This is a genomic window from Janthinobacterium sp. UMAB-60, from assembly GCF_900095235.1.
GTDB lineage: Bacteria > Pseudomonadota > Gammaproteobacteria > Burkholderiales > Burkholderiaceae_D > Janthinobacterium.
In genome coordinates, this window is record NZ_LT607494.1 from 30866 (window position 1) to 48389 (window position 17524).

The following is a 17524-nucleotide window of genomic DNA, read 5'->3' on the forward strand; positions in this document are numbered from 1 at the left end:
TCAGCTACTTGAAAACTCACTATGTCCAACGAGCAACCAGCAGTCGTCACCGAAGCGGCTTACCTCACCCTGCATTATCGTCTTGCTACTGTTGACGGTACTGATATTGTCACTACCTTTAGCGGAAATCCTGCGACCTTGATGCTGGGACAGGGCCAGCTGGCACCATTTCTCGAGCAGCGCCTGTTGGGCTTGCCTGAAGGCACGCACCAGACGTTCGAGCTGGCCGCCGGCGAAGGCTTTGGCGAGCGCAATCCCGAGCTGGTGCAATCCGTCTCGCGCGCGACCCTGGACGAAAACTCCGTGCCCGGTGCCGACTACAAGATCGGCGACCTGGTCGACTTCGCCGCGCCGGGCGGCGGCCGCTTTGCCGGCGTGCTGCGCGAAATGCGCGAAGATTCGGCCCTGTTCGACTTCAACCATCCGCTGGCCGGCCAGCCGCTGCGCTTTGAAGTCAAGCTCATTTCGGTCCTGTAAGGAATAGCGATGGATAAAGAACTGTTACTGGCCCAGCCCCGCGGTTTCTGCGCTGGCGTCGACCGGGCGATTGAAATCGTCGAACGTGCCTTGCAGCAATTTGGTGCACCGATCTATGTGCGCCATGAAATCGTCCACAACGCCTATGTGGTGGCCGACTTGCGCAACAAGGGTGCGATCTTCATCGACGACCTCGATGACGTGCCTGCTGGTAATACGCTCGTGTTTTCCGCGCATGGCGTGTCGAAAGCCGTGCGCGCCGAGGCGGAATCGCGCGGCCTGAGCATTTTTGATGCGACTTGCCCCTTGGTCACCAAGGTGCACATGGAAGTGGGCAAGATGCGCCGCGAAGGCCGCGAGATCATCATGATCGGCCACGACGGCCATCCCGAGGTGGAAGGCACGATGGGGCAGGCTGATATGGGCATGCATCTGGTGGAAACGCTCGACGATGTGGCGGCATTGCAGGTTGCCAATCCGGACAGCCTGGCCTATGTTTCGCAAACAACGTTGTCAGTTGACGACACCAGCGACATTATTGCGGCCTTGAAAGCGAAATATCCGAACATCGCCGAGCCGAAAAAAGGCGACATTTGCTACGCCACCACGAACCGCCAGGAAGCCGTGAAATTCATGGCGCCGCAAGTGGAAGTGGTGATCGTCGTGGGCAGCCCGAACAGCTCGAATTCGAACCGCTTGCGCGAAGTGGCCGAGAAGATGGGCACGCCAGCCTACATGGTCGACAATGCCTCGCAGATCGACCCCGCCTGGCTGGAAGGCAAGCTGCGCGTGGGTGTGACGGCTGGCGCCTCGGCGCCCGAGGTGCTGGTGCAAGCCGTCATCGACCGCTTGAAAGAGTGCGGCGTGAAGAGCGTGCGCCCGCTCGACGGGGTGCAGGAAGCCGTCACGTTCCCGATGCCGAAAGGCCTCGATGGCCTCAAGCGCGACGTCGCCTGAGCCTGCAGGACGATTGAGTATCGATGAGGAGTCACCTCAAAACCGAATTTAATTCGGAAATGATCGATTTATTCCAAGCTTAGTTTTTGCAAAAGATCGTTATGATTGTTCCAAGCTTGAATATGTTGTCGTTATGACTAAGCAAGGTCACGCCCGTTTTGAGTGCGTGCACCATGCTGGTGAGAACGGTCCAGAGATGGCACTGCAGGAATTCTTCCTCCGGTGCCGTTTTTGTATCAGCGACATATTCTGGTGGAAGTTGTTCCCGAAAAATGCATATTTGATAGGGCAATCATGGATACATTCATCCAGCAGATCATCAACGGCTTGGTGTTGGGCAGCATGTATGCCTTAGTCGCCCTCGGTTACACAATGGTGTACGGCGTGTTGAACCTGATCAACTTCGCCCACGGCGATGTGCTCATGATCGGCGCCATGGTGGGCTTGACCATCCTCAAGCTGCTGGGCATTTATGTGCCGGACTGGCCCGGCTATCTGAAACTGGCCACCGCCATTCTCGGCGCCATTCCCATCTGTATTCTGGTCAACATCATCATCGAGCGGGTCGCCTACCGCCGCCTGCGCAACGCCCCCCGCCTCGCCCCCCTGATTACCGCCATCGGCGTCTCCATCCTCTTGCAAACCTTCGCCATGATGATCTGGACGCGCAATCCCTTGCCCTTCCCGCAATTGCTGTCGACCGACCCCATCAACATAGGCGGCGCCGTGATTTCGCAAACGCAAGTATTGCTGCTGGCCCTGGCCGCCTTGTCGATGGGTGGATTGGTATTGCTGGTGGAAAAAACGCGCATGGGCCGCGCCATGCGCGCCACGGCGGAAAACCCCCGCGTGGCGGGACTCATGGGCGTCGATTCCGACAAGGTCATCGTTGCCACCTTTGCCATCGGCGCCGCGCTGGCGGCCGTGGCGGGCGTGATGTGGGGCGCTAACTATGCCTCGATTCAATTTTCCATGGGCGCCATCCCCGGCTTGAAGGCCTTCTGTGCGGCCGTGCTGGGCGGCATCGGCAATATCTATGGCGCCATGCTGGGCGGTATCTTGCTGGGCATTATCGAAAGCCTGGGCGCCGGCTATATCGGCGACATCACGGGCGGCTTTCTGGGCAGCCACTACCAGGATATCTTTGCCTTCGTCGTGCTGATCATCGTGCTGACCTTGCGCCCGTCCGGCATCATGGGCGAACGAGTGGCCGACCGTGCCTGATGTGAAACTGGGAGATTAAATCATGGCACTACTCGATTTTGACGCTAAGAAAAATCCGACCAAAGCCTACGCCGGCATGCTGGGCCTGGCCGCGCTGCTGATGGTGTTCCCGTTCTTTGCCGCGCAGTTCGGCAACTCGTGGGTGCGCATCATCGACATGGCCTTGCTGTACATCATGCTGGCCCTGGGCTTGAACATCGTCGTCGGCTTCGCCGGCCTGCTCGACCTCGGCTACATCGCGTTCTACGCCGTGGGCGCTTACCTGACGGCCTTGCTGGCATCGCCGCAGTTCGCCATCCTGCTCGAATCGGTGGTGAATCAATATCCGATGCTGGACGAGACCCTGGTGCAGCTGATGGGACCGGAAATCCGCGAGAACGGCATCCACCTGTCGATCTGGCTCATCGTGCCGCTGGCCGCTGCCGTGGCGGGCCTGTTCGGCGCTCTGCTGGGCGCGCCGACCTTGAAGCTGCGCGGCGACTATCTGGCCATCGTGACCCTGGGCTTTGGCGAGATCATCCGCATCTTCATGAACAATTTGAACGACCCGATCAATTTCACGAACGGGCCGCAAGGCATCAATCTGATCGACCCCATCCGTATCTTCGGCGTCAACCTGGCGGGCGAGGCGGGCACCAACAGCACTGTCGTGGTCGGCGGCTTTTCCATGCCGTCCGTCAATGCTTATTACTTTTTATTCCTCTTCCTGTGCATCGCCATCGTGTTCGTCACCAAGCGCCTCCAGCATTCGCGCCTGGGCCGCGCCTGGGTGGCCATCCGCGAAGACGAAATCGCCGCCAAAGCCATGGGCATCAATACGCGCAACGTCAAACTGCTGGCCTTTTCCATGGGCGCCTCGTTCGGCGGCGTGGCCGGTGCCATGTTTGCCTCGTTCCAGGGCTTTGTCTCGCCGGAATCGTTCTCGCTGACGGAATCGATCGCCGTGCTGGCCATGGTGGTGCTGGGCGGCATCGGCCATATTCCCGGCGTGATCCTCGGCGGCGTGATCCTTGCTTCGATACCCGAAGTGCTGCGCCACGTGGTGGAGCCGGCCCAGCAGGCGCTGTTCGGCCACGTGGTAATCGAGGCGGAAGTGCTGCGCCAGTTGCTGTACGGCTTGGCTATGGTGTTGATCATGCTCAACCGTCCTGCCGGCCTGTGGCCATCGCCGAAGCACGAAGACCGGCCCGACCACGACGTGGACCAGCCGAACAAATCCACCGGCGTCGTGTCCGCTTAAGGGAAGGAACGCACCATGAGCGAACAGATCATCTTGAATATTGCCGGCGTGAACAAACGTTTCGGCGGCTTGCAGGCGCTGACCGATGTGGGCATTACCATCCGGCAAGGGCAGATTTACGGCTTGATCGGCCCGAACGGCGCCGGCAAGACCACGTTTTTCAATGTCATCACGGGTCTGTACCAGCCCGACACGGGCACCTTCGAGCTGGCCGGCAAGCCGTATTCGCCGTCGGCGCCGCACAAGGTGGCCAAGGCGGGCATCGCCCGCACCTTCCAGAACATCCGCCTGTTTGGCGACATGACGGCGCTGGAAAACGTCATGGTGGGGCGCCACGTGCGCTCGCACCAGGGCGTGTTCGGCGCCATCTTCCGCCACAAGGCGGCGCGCGAGGAAGAGGCGTCCATCCGCCAGCGGGCCATGGAACTGCTCGATTTCGTCGGCATCGCCCAGTTCGCCAGCCGCACGGCGCGCTTTTTATCGTATGGCGACCAGCGGCGCCTGGAAATTGCCCGCGCGCTGGCCACTGATCCCACGCTGCTGGCCCTCGACGAGCCGGCGGCCGGCATGAACGCGACGGAAAAGCTGGCCCTGCGTGAGTTGCTGGTGAAAATCAAGGCGGAAGGCAAGACCGTGTTGTTGATCGAGCACGACGTGAAACTGATGATGGGACTGTGCGACCGCATCACGGTGCTCGAATATGGCAAGCGCATCGCCGAAGGCTTGCCGGCCGAAATACAACAAAACCCGGCCGTCATCGAGGCTTACCTGGGGGGATCGCACGCATGAGTAACAATGGCTTGAACAAGACGGTATTGAAAGTGGCGGGCCTGCACGTGGCCTACGGCGGCATCAAGGCGGTGAAAGGCATCGACCTGGAAGTCAATGAGGGCGAGCTGATCGCCCTGATCGGCGCGAACGGCGCGGGCAAGACAACGACCTTGAAAGCCATCACGGGCACCTTGCCGGCCTGCAAGGTCGAGGGCACGATCAGTTACCTGGGCGAATCGCTCAAGGGCACGAAGTCGTTTCACCTGGTGGAAAAGAAACTGGCGATGGTGCCGGAAGGGCGGGGCGTGTTTACCCGCATGTCGATCCGCGAAAACCTCATGATGGGCGCCTACACGCGCACGGACAAGGCCGGTGTCGAGGATGACATTGCCAAGTGGTTCGACGTCTTTCCCCGTCTGAAGGAAAGGGCGGCGCAGATGGCCGGCACCCTGTCCGGCGGCGAGCAGCAGATGCTGGCCATGGCGCGCGCGCTGATGAGTCATCCGAAGCTGCTGCTGCTCGACGAGCCGTCGATGGGCTTGTCGCCCATCATGGTCGAGAAAATCTTCGAGGTGATCCGCAAGGTGTCGTCCGAAGGCATCACGATCTTGCTGGTCGAACAGAATGCCCGCCTGGCCCTGCAAGCGGCGCACCGCGGTTATGTGATGGATTCCGGCCTGGTCACCATGGGCGGCAACGCGGCCGCCATGCTCGATGACCCGCGCGTGAAGGCGGCGTATCTGGGGGAGTAAGCGCGTTCAGGAAGTGCTCAGGCATAAAAAATGCCCCAGCTGGGCTGGGGCATAATGGCATCCGTCGGAGAAGTGCGGATGGATGCCTGGAGGAGCCGATAACAGCGGACCGCCGTAGCGGTCGCGCAATAATTACTTGGCAGCCGTGCGTGGCACGACTTTTTCAGCCGCTTGCGTGAACTGGTTCACGGCCGATGTCAGGTTCGCTTCGATGGCTTCGACGGCTTGCTTGCTGGTTTTCGAGAACTGCTCGTAGCCTGCATTGGCGTTGCCGATGGCGCTTTTCAGGATGGCGACGGCGTTTTCCGAACCGGCTGGTGCGTTCTTGGTGACTTCTTCCACCAGCGACAGGACTTTGCGGTTGGTTTCAGCGATTTGCGATTCAGCTGCTTTGCTGAACTCGGCTTGGGTGCCCGACGTGATGGCAGCCAGGTGACGACCGTAAGCGATGGCTTTTTCGGCGCTAGGCTGGGCTTGAGCAGCGCTCAGCGAGAAGAATTCTTGTGGATCTTTTGCCGACAGCAATTGCTTGGCGGCGGCGGTCGATTCTTCCAGCGTTGCCTTGGCAGCGGTCAGGTTCAGTTCGACGATCTTTTCGATGCCTTCGAAGGCTTTGCTCGTCAGCGACGAGAACAGGGCGAATTGGGCTTCCAGGTTGGTTTTGGTAGCGGACGAAAATTGCTCAGGAATTGAAAACATATAAATCTCCAAAAAATCGAAATCTGGTTAATTTGATGCTGCGTGTACCGTTTGGGAAAGCAGGTGAATCTAAATTTTCAAGCTGAACAAGAATTGTGCAACGCAACAAACCCTATTCTACGGCGAAAAAAAATGAAGTCAAGCGATTCTTGTGCGATGCAACAATTGAATAGATTTGCATCAAAAACCATTGTTTCTAAAGAGAAATATTTGATTTCTGGGTGTTAATGGTTTAGCCCTAAACTGTTATTTCCCCGCCTTTCAGGACGGGTGCGGCGCAGCATGCTAGACTTTGCCTCCCGCACTGGCGCAGCGCCCCGGTGCCGACCCCGTTTCCCGAGTTGATACCATGTCCAATCTTCCCGTCGCGGCTGGCGCCAGCGGCAAAGCCCCCAAAGCCGCTTTCTTGACGACCCTGGCGCCGATGGCCTTGCCCGGCTTTTTTGTGTTGTTATGGAGCACAGGTTTTATCGTCGCCAAGTTCGGCCTGCCCTATGCGCCGCCGCTGACCTTTTTGTTGCTGCGCTTCCTGGGCGTGCTGGTGATCCTGCTGCCGCTGGTGCTGGTCCTGCGCGCGCCGTGGCCCGTGGGGCAGTTCCGCCAGATCGCCGTGGCCGGCATTTTGATGCAGGCCGGCTACCTGGCCGGCGTCTGGTGCGCCATCAAGCTGGGCATGCCGGCCGGCCTCTCCGCGCTGATCGTTGGCATGCAGCCCGTGCTGACGGCCTGCGCCGCGCCCCTGATCGGCGAATCCGTGCGCCCGCGTCAGTGGCTGGGCTTGCTCTTTGGCTTGCTGGGCGTGGCCCTCGTCGTGTACGCCAAGATCAATCTCGTGGGCCTGACCGTGGAAAGCGTGCTGCTGTGCGTGTTTGCCTTGCTGTCGATGACGGCCGGCACCATGTATCAAAAACGCCACTGTCCGCAATTCGACTTGCGCACCGGCACGGTGGTGCAGTTCGCCGCCTCCATCGTGGTCGTGTTGCCATTCGCCCTGTATTTCGAGGGACTGGACCTGCATTTCAGCAACGTGCAATGGACGGCGAATTTTATCGGCGCCTTGCTGTGGTCGGTACTCGTGCTGTCCATCGGCGCCATTTTCCTGCTGTTCGCCCTGATCCGCCGCAGCGACGCCACGAAAGTGACGGGCTTGCTGTACCTGACACCGCCTACGACGGCCGTGATGGCCTGGCTGATGTTTGGCGAAGCATTTAATATGCTGGGCATCGCCGGCATGCTGGTGGCCGTGGTCGGCGTGGTGTTTGTTGTCAAGAAATAGCGGGAGAGCAGGGCAGTGAGCAAGCAAGCATCTGAAACACCGTCGGCGCAGCAAGCCATCGATAGCGTCATCCTGTCGCGCCGTTCGATCCGTGCTTTTTTGCCCACGCCGGTGGCGCAGGACGAGATCGCGCGCATCCTGGAAGTGGCGGCGCGCGCGCCCTCGGGCGCCAACATGCAGCCGTGGAAAGTGTATGTACTGTCGGGCGAAGCGCGCCTGCGCCTGTCGCGCCGCATCCTCGACGTCTATGCCGCACCGAAGGCGACGGACGCCCCCGCCCGCACGGCGTCCTACACCTATTACCCGCGCCAGTGGACGGCGCCGTTCATCGAACGCCGCCGCAAGATCGGCCTGGACCTGTATCAGTTGCTGGGCCTGGAGCGGGGCGACACGGCCGGCATGGCGGCCCAGCATGGACGCAATTTCCAGTTTTTCGATGCGCCCGTGGGCCTGATCTTTACCATCGAACGGGTGCTGGAACAGGGTTCCTGGCTCGACTACGGCATGTTCTTGCAAAACATCATGCTGGCGGCGCGCGCGCGGGGACTCGATACCTGCCCGCAAGCGGCCTTCATCCATTACCATGACATCATCTGCGAGGAACTGGGCGTGCCGGCCAGCGAAATGGTGGTGTGCGGCATGGCCCTCGGCTATGCCGACCCGGACAAGATCGAGAACCGCCTGAACACGGAACGCGAGCCGCTGGCCGGCTTTGTTAAATTCATGGATAAATAGACACGCTAGCGTTTTGCACAAGCAATCAGTTGATTAAGGATGAGTTTGTTTGCTGATCGCCAACGATTTGTATTTCGTTGCTGCAATAAATACTGTCCCAACTGTTAAATAGGCTTGCGATTACTCTGCATTTCGCTACACTGCAATAAGGCAACAGCTTCACGGGGAATTATCGAATGGCTAAGTTTAAACTTGCGCTGGGTGTCCTGGCTTCCCTGCTGTTTGCGTTGGCGCCGGCTGCGGCCGTGCACGCCAAAGAAGCGAACGGCAAATCCTCAGCCTCCAAGAAACACAACACCAAGAAAGTCAAAGTCGTGCTGCGCAAGGGCACGACGGCCGCGCCGCGCGAAAAGAGCGTGCGCCGGGTCGTCATGGTGCGCGGCAAACGCAAGGTCATCTATCAAAAAGTCAGCAGCGTGGCCGTGCCCATGGCCGCACCGATGCCCACCATGGGCGATCTGGCGGGCCTGAACCTCACGCGCGATCCGCTCGACTTGAAATCGAGCGTGGCGCTGGTGCTGGACCAGGCCAATTCGGAAGTGCTGTTTGAAAAGAATTCGAATGTCGCCCTGCCCATCGCCTCCATCACCAAGATGATGACGGGCCTGGTGGTGGTCGAAGCGCGCCAGGACATGGATGAATTGCTGACCATCACGGACGAGGACGTCGATCGTGCCAAGTTCAGCAGCTCACGCCTGAAAGTGGGTTCGCAATTGACGCGCGCGAATATGCTGCATATCGCCCTGATGAGTTCGGAAAACCGCGCCGCCTCGGCGCTGGGCCGCAATTATCCGGGCGGCTTGCCCGCGTTTGTCGACGCCATGAACAGCAAGGCGCGCCAGCTGGGCATGATGGATACGCATTACGTCGATTCCAGCGGCTTGTCGAAAATGAACGTGGCCAGCGCGCGCGACCTGGGCAAGCTGGCCATGGCCGCCTTCCGCCATCCGCTGCTGCGCCAATACTCGACGGACCCGAAAGCCATCGTCGAAGCCAGCGGCCAGCCCATGCAGTTCGGCAATACGAATCACCTGGTGGCGAATCCGGGCTGGGAAATCGGCTTGCAAAAGACGGGTTTTATTAATGAGGCGGGACGTTGCCTGATGATGCAGGCCGTCATCGAAGGACGGGCCGTGATCATGGTTTTCCTCGACTCCAAAGGGAAACAGTCGCGCACGGCCGACGCGGGGCGCATGCGCAAGTGGCTGGAGGCTTTAAAACCTGCCAACATGAGTTTGCCTGGCGGTTAAGAAGATAAAGGGCAGCGTTGCTGCCCTTTATCTTTAGTCTTGCGGGATAAAACCCAGGGTGACGGAAATCTGGTTCGCCGTTTCCACCAGATCCCCCAGCCACTCATCCTGCAGGCGGTCGGCTGGCGCCGAGATCGACAGGCCGGCGATCAGCTTGCCCGAGTCGTCGCGGATGCCGGCGGCCATGCAGCGCACGCCCAGTTCCAACTCTTCATTGTCGCGCGCATAGCCGCGCTCGCGCACCAGGCTCAGTTCGCGTTCCAGTTTTTGCAGATCCGTGATGGAATTCTTGTTGTGCCCGGCCAAGCCCGTGCGCGTGGCGTACGCGCGGATGGCTTTTGGCTCGTCGACGGAGAGGAATAATTTACCTGTCGAAGTCAGGTGCAGCGGACCACGGCCACCGATGGCGCGCACCACCTGCATGCCCGAGCGCTCGGAAAAAGCGCGGTCGATGTAGACGATCTCGTCGCCCTGGCGCACGGACAGGTTGATCGTTTGCTGGGTTTTCTTGTGCAGCTGGCGCATGAAGTCCAGCGCCGCTTCGCGCACGCTGAGGCGGCTTTTCACGACATTGCCCAGTTCCAGCAGGCGCATGCCCAGCCGGTACGTGCCAGGTTCGATGCGGTCGACAAAGCGCGTCAGCACCATGTCGTTGAGGATGCGGTGCGCCGTCGATGGGTGCAGGCCGGAAACTTTCGACAATTCCTTCAGGCTGACCGGGTCGGAATATTTGGCCAGGGCATCGAGCAGGGCGACCATGCGTTCGATCACCTGGATCGTCGTCTTCGGGGCAGCGACCGGTTCAATTTTCATGATGGATTTGGTGCGATGCAGTATTCATGCATCTTTATACCATGATGTGAAAAAATAGTGAAATGTTCCGAGATATTCAGCGAATAAATTGTCACAATTCTCATGTTGGACGTCATAATTGGCGGCTGGATGGACTTTAAACCATGGAAAACTATGCAACCTGTCAATGAATTCAAGAGCAAGAGCGGCTTGAAACGGATTTTCTCCGCCTTTTTCTACTCGCTCGACGGCTTGAAGGCGGCTTGGCGCCATGAACATGCGTTCCGCCAGGAACTGGGCTTGTTCGTCGTCGGCACGCTGATCGCCTTGCTGCTGCGCATCTCCGCCTTTGAAAAACTGGTGCTGATCGGCGTGCTGCTGCTGGTCTTGATCGTCGAATTGATCAATTCCGCGCTGGAAGCCGTGGTCGACCGCATCTCGCTGGAACTTCATCCGTTGTCGAAAAACGCCAAGGATTTCGGCAGCGCCGCCGTGTTGCTGACCTGCATCCTGGCCTTTGCCACCTGGGCCGTCATATTATTTAACCGTTTTTATTAACTGCTAAATCCCCGTTGCGCGTCGTCCATATGCGAAAATTGCATATCAAACGGCGAAACGCTTCGTTCTCTTTGCGGCCGTTGCGCCGTAATCTGGTGGCTCTGAAAGTTCAACCATACGGGGATCTTAGATGCTGTCGAAAAAAATCATCATTGCCGCCGCCATCAGCGCGTTTGCCATTCTGCAAACGGCGCAGGCTGCCGATATCACCCTGCTCAACGTGTCGTATGACCCGACGCGCGAGCTGTACCAGGATGTGAACACGGCATTTGCCAAGGAGTGGAAAGGCAAGACGGGCGACAACGTCAAGATCAAGCAATCGCATGGCGGTTCCGGCAAGCAGGCGCGCGCCGTCATTGACGGCCTGGAAGCGGACGTGGTGACCTTGGCCCTGGCCTACGACATCGATGCGCTGGCCGAGCACAAGCTGCTGGCCGCCGACTGGCAAAAACGCCTGACGCACAATAGCGCGCCGTATACCTCGACCATCGTGTTCCTGGTGCGCAAGGGCAACCCGAAAGGCATCAAGGATTGGAACGACCTGGTCAAGCCGGGCGTGTCCGTCATCACGCCGAACCCGAAAACCTCGGGCGGCGCCCGCTGGAATCACCTGGCAGCGTGGGGCTACGCGCTGCGCCAGCCGGGCGGCAACGAAGCGAAGGCCAAGGATTTCCTCGGCAAACTGTATAAAAACGTGCCCGTGCTCGACTCCGGCGCGCGCGGCGCCACCACCACCTTCGTCGAACGGGGTATCGGCGACGTGCTGATCGCCTGGGAAAACGAGGCCTATCTCGCCGTCAAGGAACTGGGCCCGACCAAGTTCGACATCATCACGCCGTCCGTCAGCATCCTGGCCGAGCCGCCCGTGGCCGTCGTCGACAAGTTTGCCGACAAGCACGGCACGCGCAAGGTGGCCGAGGCTTACCTGAACTACCTGTACACGGACGAAGCGCAAGACATCATCGCCAAGAATTACTACCGTCCCGCAACGGACAAGGCGGCGAAGAAATACGCGTCGCAGTTCGCCAAGGTCAACCTGTTCACCATCGAGCAAGTGGCCGGTGGCTGGACGGCGGCCCAGAAGGCGCACTTTGCCGACGGCGGCATCTTCGACCAGATCTATCAGCCGAAGTAATCTTCACCGGCAGGCGGCAACGCTTGCCGGAATAGATCACGCAAGGACACATCATGGCGCTGCGCAGCTTTTCCGATTACCGGGTACTGATCGTGCCGGGCTTGCATAACAGCGGTCCCGAGCACTGGCAGAGCCGCTGGCAGCGCCTGTATCCGCAATTCGAGCGGGTCGAGCAGGATGACTGGAACGCACCCGAGCTGGCCACTTGGTCGGCGCGCCTGGACCAGGTGCGGCGGCAAGATGCGCGCCCGACCCTGATCGTCGCCCACAGCTTCGGCTGCCTGGCGACGGCGCACAGCCTGGCGCGCGACCCGCAGGGCGTGGCCGGCGTGCTGCTGGTGGGGCCGGCCGACCCGGACAAGTTCGGCGTGGCGCAAGCCTTGCCGCAAAAGCGCCTGCCTTGCCCCGGCATCTTGATCGCCAGCCAGACGGACCCGTGGATGACGGCCGAGCACGCGGCGCAGTGGGCGCGGCGCTGGAATTGCAAATACATCGATGGCGGAGAGCTCGGCCATATCAACGCCGAGTCGCGCCTTGGCGACTGGGTCTACGGCCAGGCGCAACTGCAAACGCTGTTTGATCTGGCGCAAAGCGACAAACGCCACCGTCAGGCAGCCTGATACGACGAACATCCCGCTACACAACCTATCAAGGAGATCACGATGACCTTACGCCTGGGCGATGTCGCCCCTGATTTTGAACAAGACAGCTCGATCGGTACGCTCAAGTTCCATGAGTGGGCCGGCAATTCCTGGGTGGTGCTGTTTTCCCACCCGGCCGACTTTACCCCCGTGTGCACGACGGAACTGGGCCTGACGGCCAAGCTCAAGCCGGAATTCGACAAGCGCAACGTGAAGGCCATCGCCCTGTCCGTGGACGCGGCCGAGTCGCACAAGAGCTGGATCAAGGATATCGAAGAGACGCAAAACACGGTGGTGGGCTTCCCCATCATCGCCGACGTCGACAAAAAGGTATCGGTGCTGTACGACATGATCCACCCGGAACAGTCCGTCACGGCCACCGTGCGCTCCGTCTTCATCATCGACCCGAACAAGAAAGTACGGCTGATCCTCACGTATCCGCTCAGTACGGGCCGCAACTTCAATGAAATCCTGCGCGTCCTCGACGCCCTGCAGCTGACGGATGGCTACACGGTGGCCACGCCCGGTAACTGGCAAGACGGCGACGACGTCATCATTCCATTGACCGTGCAAGATCCGGATGTGATCAAGCAGAAATATCCGAAGGGCTTTACGGCTGCCAAGCCATATCTCCGTCTGACGCCGCAGCCGAACAAGTAATTCCGGGGGCAGTCGCTGATGTACCCCAGAAGCAAGTTCTGGGGTCGGACCCTTAGGGTCCGACCCCGGTATTTCGTTGGGGTTTCTCAAGTGGCACCCAAAAACGCACCTCGCCGGTGCGTTTTTTTTCGCCCATAGATTCTGCCGGCAAGTATGCAAAATCCATCTAAGCAAATGAGAAATAGTTAGTTCTTTTTATAACGAATGCATGTGAATATTGCACCCTATAACTCAAAAATGTAATAAGAAGGGGTTTCTATGTCTGCAGCATCAGCATCAGCAGCACCGATCAAGGCGCGCGGAGCGCCGTTTCGGGTCATGCCGGGTTTTAAGCTGTCATTGGGCTTCACGCTCTTTTACCTGGCCTTGATCGTCCTCATTCCGCTGTCGTCGGTGTTCCTGAAAACCTTCACCATGACGTGGGATGCCTTCTTCAGCGCCGTCACGTCCGACCGCGTGATGGCGTCATACCGGCTGACGTTTGGCGCTTCGCTGATCGCCGCCCTGCTGAACGTGGTGTTTGGCGGCATCCTGGCCTGGGTGCTGGTGCGCTATAAATTCCCCGGCAAGCGCATCATCGACGCGCTGGTCGACTTGCCGTTCGCCTTGCCGACGGCCGTGGCCGGCATCACCCTGACGGCCCTGTATTCGTCGAACGGCTGGTTCGGCCAGTTCATCGAAGGCGTGCTTGGCATCAAGGTGGCGTTTACGCCGCTGGGTGTGGTGGTGGCGCTGACCTTCATCGGCTTGCCGTTTGTCGTGCGCACCGTGCAACCGGTGCTGGAAGACGCGGAAAAGGAACTGGAAGAAGCGGCCGCCAGCCTGGGCGCCAATTCCTTGCAAACGTTTATCCGCGTCATCTTTCCCACGATTCTACCATCCTTGCTGACGGGCTTTGCGCTGGCCTTTGCCCGCGCCACGGGCGAGTACGGTTCCGTGATCTTTATCGCCGGCAACATGCCGATGGTGTCGGAAATCACGCCGCTGTTCATTATTACCAAGCTGGAACAATACGATTACGCGGGCGCCACGGCCATTGCCGTGGTGATGCTGGTGGTGTCCTTCCTGCTGTTGTTGACGATTAACCTGTTGCAAGCATGGACGCGCGGAAAGGCGAAGAAATCATGAGTACGAATATCACCGCCGTGGCGAATGTGGAAGATGCGCTGCCAAAAGCGCGCCGTTTCGAACCGAATGTCGGCCCCGTCGTGCTGGAGCCATTGTGGGTGCGCACGGTATTGATCACCATCGCCCTGCTGTTCCTGACGGCGTTCCTGATCGTGCCCCTGGTGGCCGTATTTGCCGAAGCGTTCAAGAAGGGCTGGGAAGCGTACATTGCCGCCATCATCGATCCGGACGCGATTTCCGCCATCAAGCTGACCCTGATCACGGCGGCCATCGCCGTGCCGCTGAACCTGGTGTTCGGCGTGGCGGCGTCGTGGTGCATCGCCAAGTTCGAGTTCCGCGGCAAGAGCATCCTGCTGACCCTGATCGACTTGCCGTTTTCCGTCTCGCCCGTGATTTCCGGCCTGATCTATGTGCTGATGTTCGGCGCCCAGGGCTGGTTCGGTCCGTGGCTGCAGGAACACGACATCAAGATCCTGTTTGCCGTGCCCGGCATCGTGCTGGCGACCATCTTCATTACCTTCCCCTTCGTCGCGCGCGAACTGATCCCGCTGATGCAGTCGCAGGGCAGCGAAGAGGAAGAGGCTGCCCTCGTGCTGGGCGCCTCGGGCTGGAATACTTTCCGCCGCGTGACTTTGCCCAACATCAAGTGGGGCTTGCTGTACGGCGTGATCCTGTGTAACGCCCGCGCCATGGGTGAGTTCGGCGCCGTGTCCGTCGTCTCCGGCCATATCCGCGGAGAAACGAACACCATGCCGCTGCAGGTGGAGATTCTGTACAACGAGTACAACTTTGCCGCCGCGTTTGCCGTCGCCTCCTTGCTGGCCCTGCTGGCCCTGGTGACCCTGGCCTTGAAAGCTTTCATTGAGTGGCGTTTGAACGAGAGCGACGCCGACGATTCCGCCTTACGTTCCACGGAGCACTGATATGACCATCGCAGTTAAAAACATCCACAAGCGCTTCGGCGATTTCGTCGCCCTCGACAATATCTCGCTGGACTTTCCCGCCGGCGAATTGACGGCCCTGCTGGGCCCGTCGGGTTGCGGCAAGACCACCTTGCTGCGCATCATTGCCGGCCTGGAACATCCGGACAGCGGCCAGGTGCTGCTCGATGCGGAAGACGCGTCGAACCGCCACGTGCGCGAGCGCCAAGTCGGTTTCGTGTTCCAGCATTACGCGCTGTTCAAGCACATGACCGTGTTTGAAAACGTGGCCTTTGGCTTGCGCGTGAAATCGCGCAGCGAGCGCCCGTCGGAAGACCAGATCCGCCGTAAAGTGAAAGATTTGCTGGAGCTGGTGCAGCTGGACTGGCTGGCCGACCGCTATCCGCCGCAGCTGTCGGGCGGACAACGCCAGCGCATCGCCCTGGCGCGCGCGCTGGCTGTGGAGCCGCGCGTGCTGCTGCTCGACGAACCGTTCGGCGCGCTCGATGCCAAGGTGCGCAAGGAATTACGCCGCTGGCTGCGCCGCCTGCATGACGATTTGCACGTCACCAGCATTTTTGTCACGCATGACCAGGAAGAGGCGCTGGAAGTGGCGGACCAGGTGGTGCTGATGAACAAGGGCACCGTCGAGCAACTCGGTTCCCCGGAACAAGTCTACAACCATCCGGCCTCGCCCTTCGTGTATGGCTTCCTGGGTAACGTCAATCTGTTCCACGGCCGCGTGCATGACGGCGTGATGGCGACCGGTGACGCCAGCTTCGAAGTGCCCGACTATGCGGGCGTGAGCGACAGCAAGGGCACGGCCTATGTGCGTCCGCACGACCTGGAAATCGACCGCTACACGCAGGGCGCCGAAGGCATCGTCGTGAAACTGAGCCGCGCGCATGCCATCGGCCCGCTGGCCCAGCTGGACTTGCAGCGCATCGATAACAGCGAACTGATCGAAGCGGTGATGTCGAACGAGCGGTTTACGCATCTGCAACTGAAGGAGGGCGAGACGTTAGTTGTCCGCCCGAAACGCCTCCATGTGTTCGTTGAACCAACAAGAACCTAAAGGCTGAAAATATATGAACTTTCAACAACTGCGTTCGATCCGCGAAGCGGCCCGCCGCGGCTATAACCTGACGGAAGTGGCCAACGCCCTGTTCACGTCGCAGCCGGGCGTGAGCCGGCAAATCCGCGAACTCGAGGACGAGCTGGGCGTGGTCATCTTCGAGCGCAACGGCAAGCGCTTGACGGGCTTGACGGAGCCGGGCAAGGGCATTTTGAAAATCGTCGACCGCCTCTTGATCGAGGCGGAAAACCTGCAGCAGGCCAGCCTCGAATACAGCGGCCAGACCAGCGGCACCCTGTCGGTGGCGGCCACGCACACGCAGGCGCGCTATGCGCTGCCGAAAGTGGTGCAGGGCTTCCGCGCCGCCTATCCCGACGTGCGTATTGCGCTACAACAAAGCGCGCCCGAGCATATCGCGGAATGGGTACTGTCAGGCAAGACCGATATCGGCATCGCTACGGAAGGCCTGAGCCAGTTCCCCGACCTGGTGTCGTTCCCGTGCTACCGCTGGAGCCATCTGATCGTCGTGCCGGACGGCCATCCGTTGCTCGAACATTCGCCCATCCGCCTGGAAGACCTGGCGAAATACCCGTTGATTACCTACGACAAGGGTTTCACGGGACGGGGCCATATCGACGATGCGTTCGCCAAGGCGGGCGTGGCCACCGATATCATCCTGACGGCCATGGATTCCGACGTCATCAAACAATATGTGGCGCTGGGCCTGGGCGTGGGCATCGTGGCCTCGATGGCCTTCGACCATGGCCGCGACAAGGGACTAAGGGCGGTAGAAGCGTCGCATCTGTTCGCCACCAACACGACGCGCCTGGCCGTGCGCCGCGGCGCCTACCTGCGCGCCTACGCCTACGAGTTCATCCTGCAACTGGCGCCGGATCTGACGCGCGCAGACATCGACCGCGCCATGGCGGGCGAGGAAGCGCTCTAGGCGATGGCCGCTCTTTGCGCGCGCGTCAGGCTGGCCACGGCGCGCGCGTGGCTATCCTGCACCAGTTCCGCCAGGTAATCGGCCGGGAAGCGTGTCACATCGACGATGCTGACCCAGTGAAAGCGGCCCATGTAGCGGGCCGGTTTCACGCCCGGCATGTCCGTCAGCTCGACAAAGCGCTCCGCGCTGACACGCAGGCTGAAGCGCCATTGTTCCGGCATGCTGGTCTTGAAATACGCAAATTTTTTCCCCGCCACTGCATACACGAGGATGTTCGACGGCGCACGG

Annotated in this window: 20 protein-coding genes; 17 read left to right on the plus strand and 3 right to left on the minus strand. The window is 60.0% G+C overall.

The genetic code is table 11. From position 1 onward, the window contains the following. Positions 1-21 precede the first annotated feature (21 nt). The 6 genes from K0F86_RS19595 (at position 22) to K0F86_RS19620 (ending at position 5421) form a co-directional block, all read left to right on the plus strand. Positions 22-477, plus strand: coding sequence for a peptidylprolyl isomerase (locus K0F86_RS19595; RefSeq protein WP_070224501.1), 456 nt, complete (start codon positions 22-24; stop codon positions 475-477). Positions 478-486: 9 nt separating this feature from the next. Beyond that, positions 487-1434: a 4-hydroxy-3-methylbut-2-enyl diphosphate reductase gene (ispH, locus tag K0F86_RS19600; RefSeq protein WP_100874213.1), complete on the plus strand. Its 948-nt coding sequence runs from the start codon at positions 487-489 to the stop codon at positions 1432-1434. Positions 1435-1728: 294 nt separating this feature from the next. Beyond that, positions 1729-2658, plus strand: a complete 930-nt coding sequence (locus tag K0F86_RS19605; RefSeq protein WP_034747477.1) for a branched-chain amino acid ABC transporter permease — start codon at positions 1729-1731, stop codon at positions 2656-2658. A gap of 22 nt (positions 2659-2680) precedes the next feature. Next, complete coding sequence (locus K0F86_RS19610) at positions 2681-3898, plus strand: ABC transporter ATP-binding protein (protein WP_219135936.1); 1218 nt, start codon at positions 2681-2683, stop codon at positions 3896-3898. Positions 3899-3913: 15 nt separating this feature from the next. After that, complete coding sequence (locus tag K0F86_RS19615; protein WP_071075779.1) at positions 3914-4687, plus strand: ABC transporter ATP-binding protein; 774 nt, start codon at positions 3914-3916, stop codon at positions 4685-4687. Positions 4688-4698: 11 nt separating this feature from the next. Continuing rightward, a complete protein-coding gene (locus K0F86_RS19620) occupies positions 4699-5421 on the plus strand; it encodes an ABC transporter ATP-binding protein (protein WP_219136073.1) in 723 nt (240 codons plus the stop codon). A 132-nt stretch (positions 5422-5553) separates the two neighbouring features. Here K0F86_RS19620 and K0F86_RS19625 read toward each other — a convergent pair whose 3' ends face one another. After that, positions 5554-6120 carry a phasin family protein gene (locus K0F86_RS19625; protein ID WP_141170480.1) on the minus strand — a complete coding sequence of 189 codons (567 nt, stop codon included), beginning with the start codon at positions 6118-6120 and terminating at the stop codon, positions 5554-5556. A 349-nt stretch (positions 6121-6469) separates the two neighbouring features. Between K0F86_RS19625 and K0F86_RS19630 the strand changes: the two genes are divergently transcribed. From K0F86_RS19630 to pbpG, 3 genes are all read left to right on the plus strand, one after another. Continuing rightward, the gene (locus K0F86_RS19630; protein WP_374197307.1) at positions 6470-7396 is read left to right on the plus strand and encodes a DMT family transporter; all 927 of its coding nucleotides are present in this window, start codon (positions 6470-6472) and stop codon (positions 7394-7396) included. Positions 7397-7411: 15 nt separating this feature from the next. After that, the gene (locus K0F86_RS19635; RefSeq protein WP_219135937.1) at positions 7412-8131 is read left to right on the plus strand and encodes a nitroreductase; all 720 of its coding nucleotides are present in this window, start codon (positions 7412-7414) and stop codon (positions 8129-8131) included. Between the two features lie 176 nt (positions 8132-8307). After that, positions 8308-9381, plus strand: coding sequence for a D-alanyl-D-alanine endopeptidase (pbpG, locus tag K0F86_RS19640; protein ID WP_219135938.1), 1074 nt, complete (start codon positions 8308-8310; stop codon positions 9379-9381). A gap of 33 nt (positions 9382-9414) precedes the next feature. Here the strand turns inward: pbpG and K0F86_RS19645 are convergent, their stop codons facing one another. After that, positions 9415-10194 carry an IclR family transcriptional regulator gene (locus K0F86_RS19645; RefSeq protein ID WP_096237566.1) on the minus strand — a complete coding sequence of 260 codons (780 nt, stop codon included), beginning with the start codon at positions 10192-10194 and terminating at the stop codon, positions 9415-9417. 153 nt (positions 10195-10347) lie between these two features. Here K0F86_RS19645 and K0F86_RS19650 point away from each other — a divergent pair, with 153 nt between their 5' ends. The 8 genes from K0F86_RS19650 (at position 10348) to K0F86_RS19685 (ending at position 17236) form a co-directional block, all read left to right on the plus strand. Next, complete coding sequence (locus K0F86_RS19650) at positions 10348-10731, plus strand: diacylglycerol kinase (RefSeq protein WP_257572250.1); 384 nt, start codon at positions 10348-10350, stop codon at positions 10729-10731. Between the two features lie 130 nt (positions 10732-10861). Continuing rightward, positions 10862-11866: a sulfate ABC transporter substrate-binding protein gene (locus tag K0F86_RS19655; protein ID WP_219135939.1), complete on the plus strand. Its 1005-nt coding sequence runs from the start codon at positions 10862-10864 to the stop codon at positions 11864-11866. 53 nt (positions 11867-11919) lie between these two features. Next, positions 11920-12486: an alpha/beta hydrolase gene (locus tag K0F86_RS19660; protein ID WP_219135940.1), complete on the plus strand. Its 567-nt coding sequence runs from the start codon at positions 11920-11922 to the stop codon at positions 12484-12486. A 42-nt stretch (positions 12487-12528) separates the two neighbouring features. Next, positions 12529-13167 carry a peroxiredoxin gene (locus tag K0F86_RS19665; RefSeq protein WP_219135941.1) on the plus strand — a complete coding sequence of 213 codons (639 nt, stop codon included), beginning with the start codon at positions 12529-12531 and terminating at the stop codon, positions 13165-13167. Between the two features lie 318 nt (positions 13168-13485). Next, positions 13486-14295, plus strand: a complete 810-nt coding sequence (cysT, locus tag K0F86_RS19670) for a sulfate ABC transporter permease subunit CysT (RefSeq protein WP_099408869.1) — start codon at positions 13486-13488, stop codon at positions 14293-14295. Beyond that, entirely contained in the window at positions 14292-15218 is a 927-nt protein-coding gene (cysW, locus tag K0F86_RS19675; RefSeq protein WP_257572251.1) for a sulfate ABC transporter permease subunit CysW, read from the plus strand. Before cysT ends, cysW begins: the two co-directional genes overlap by 4 nt. A 1-nt stretch (position 15219) precedes the next feature. Continuing rightward, a complete protein-coding gene (locus tag K0F86_RS19680; protein WP_096237561.1) occupies positions 15220-16290 on the plus strand; it encodes a sulfate/molybdate ABC transporter ATP-binding protein in 1071 nt (356 codons plus the stop codon). A 13-nt stretch (positions 16291-16303) separates the two neighbouring features. Beyond that, complete coding sequence (locus K0F86_RS19685; RefSeq protein ID WP_219135943.1) at positions 16304-17236, plus strand: CysB family HTH-type transcriptional regulator; 933 nt, start codon at positions 16304-16306, stop codon at positions 17234-17236. On the opposite strand, the gene K0F86_RS19690 is transcribed toward K0F86_RS19685, so the two are convergent. Beyond that, a partial coding sequence (locus K0F86_RS19690; RefSeq protein WP_219135944.1) for an MmcQ/YjbR family DNA-binding protein occupies positions 17233-17524 on the minus strand: 292 nt, incomplete at its 5' end. The two genes, K0F86_RS19685 and K0F86_RS19690, sit on opposite strands and share 4 nt — an antisense overlap.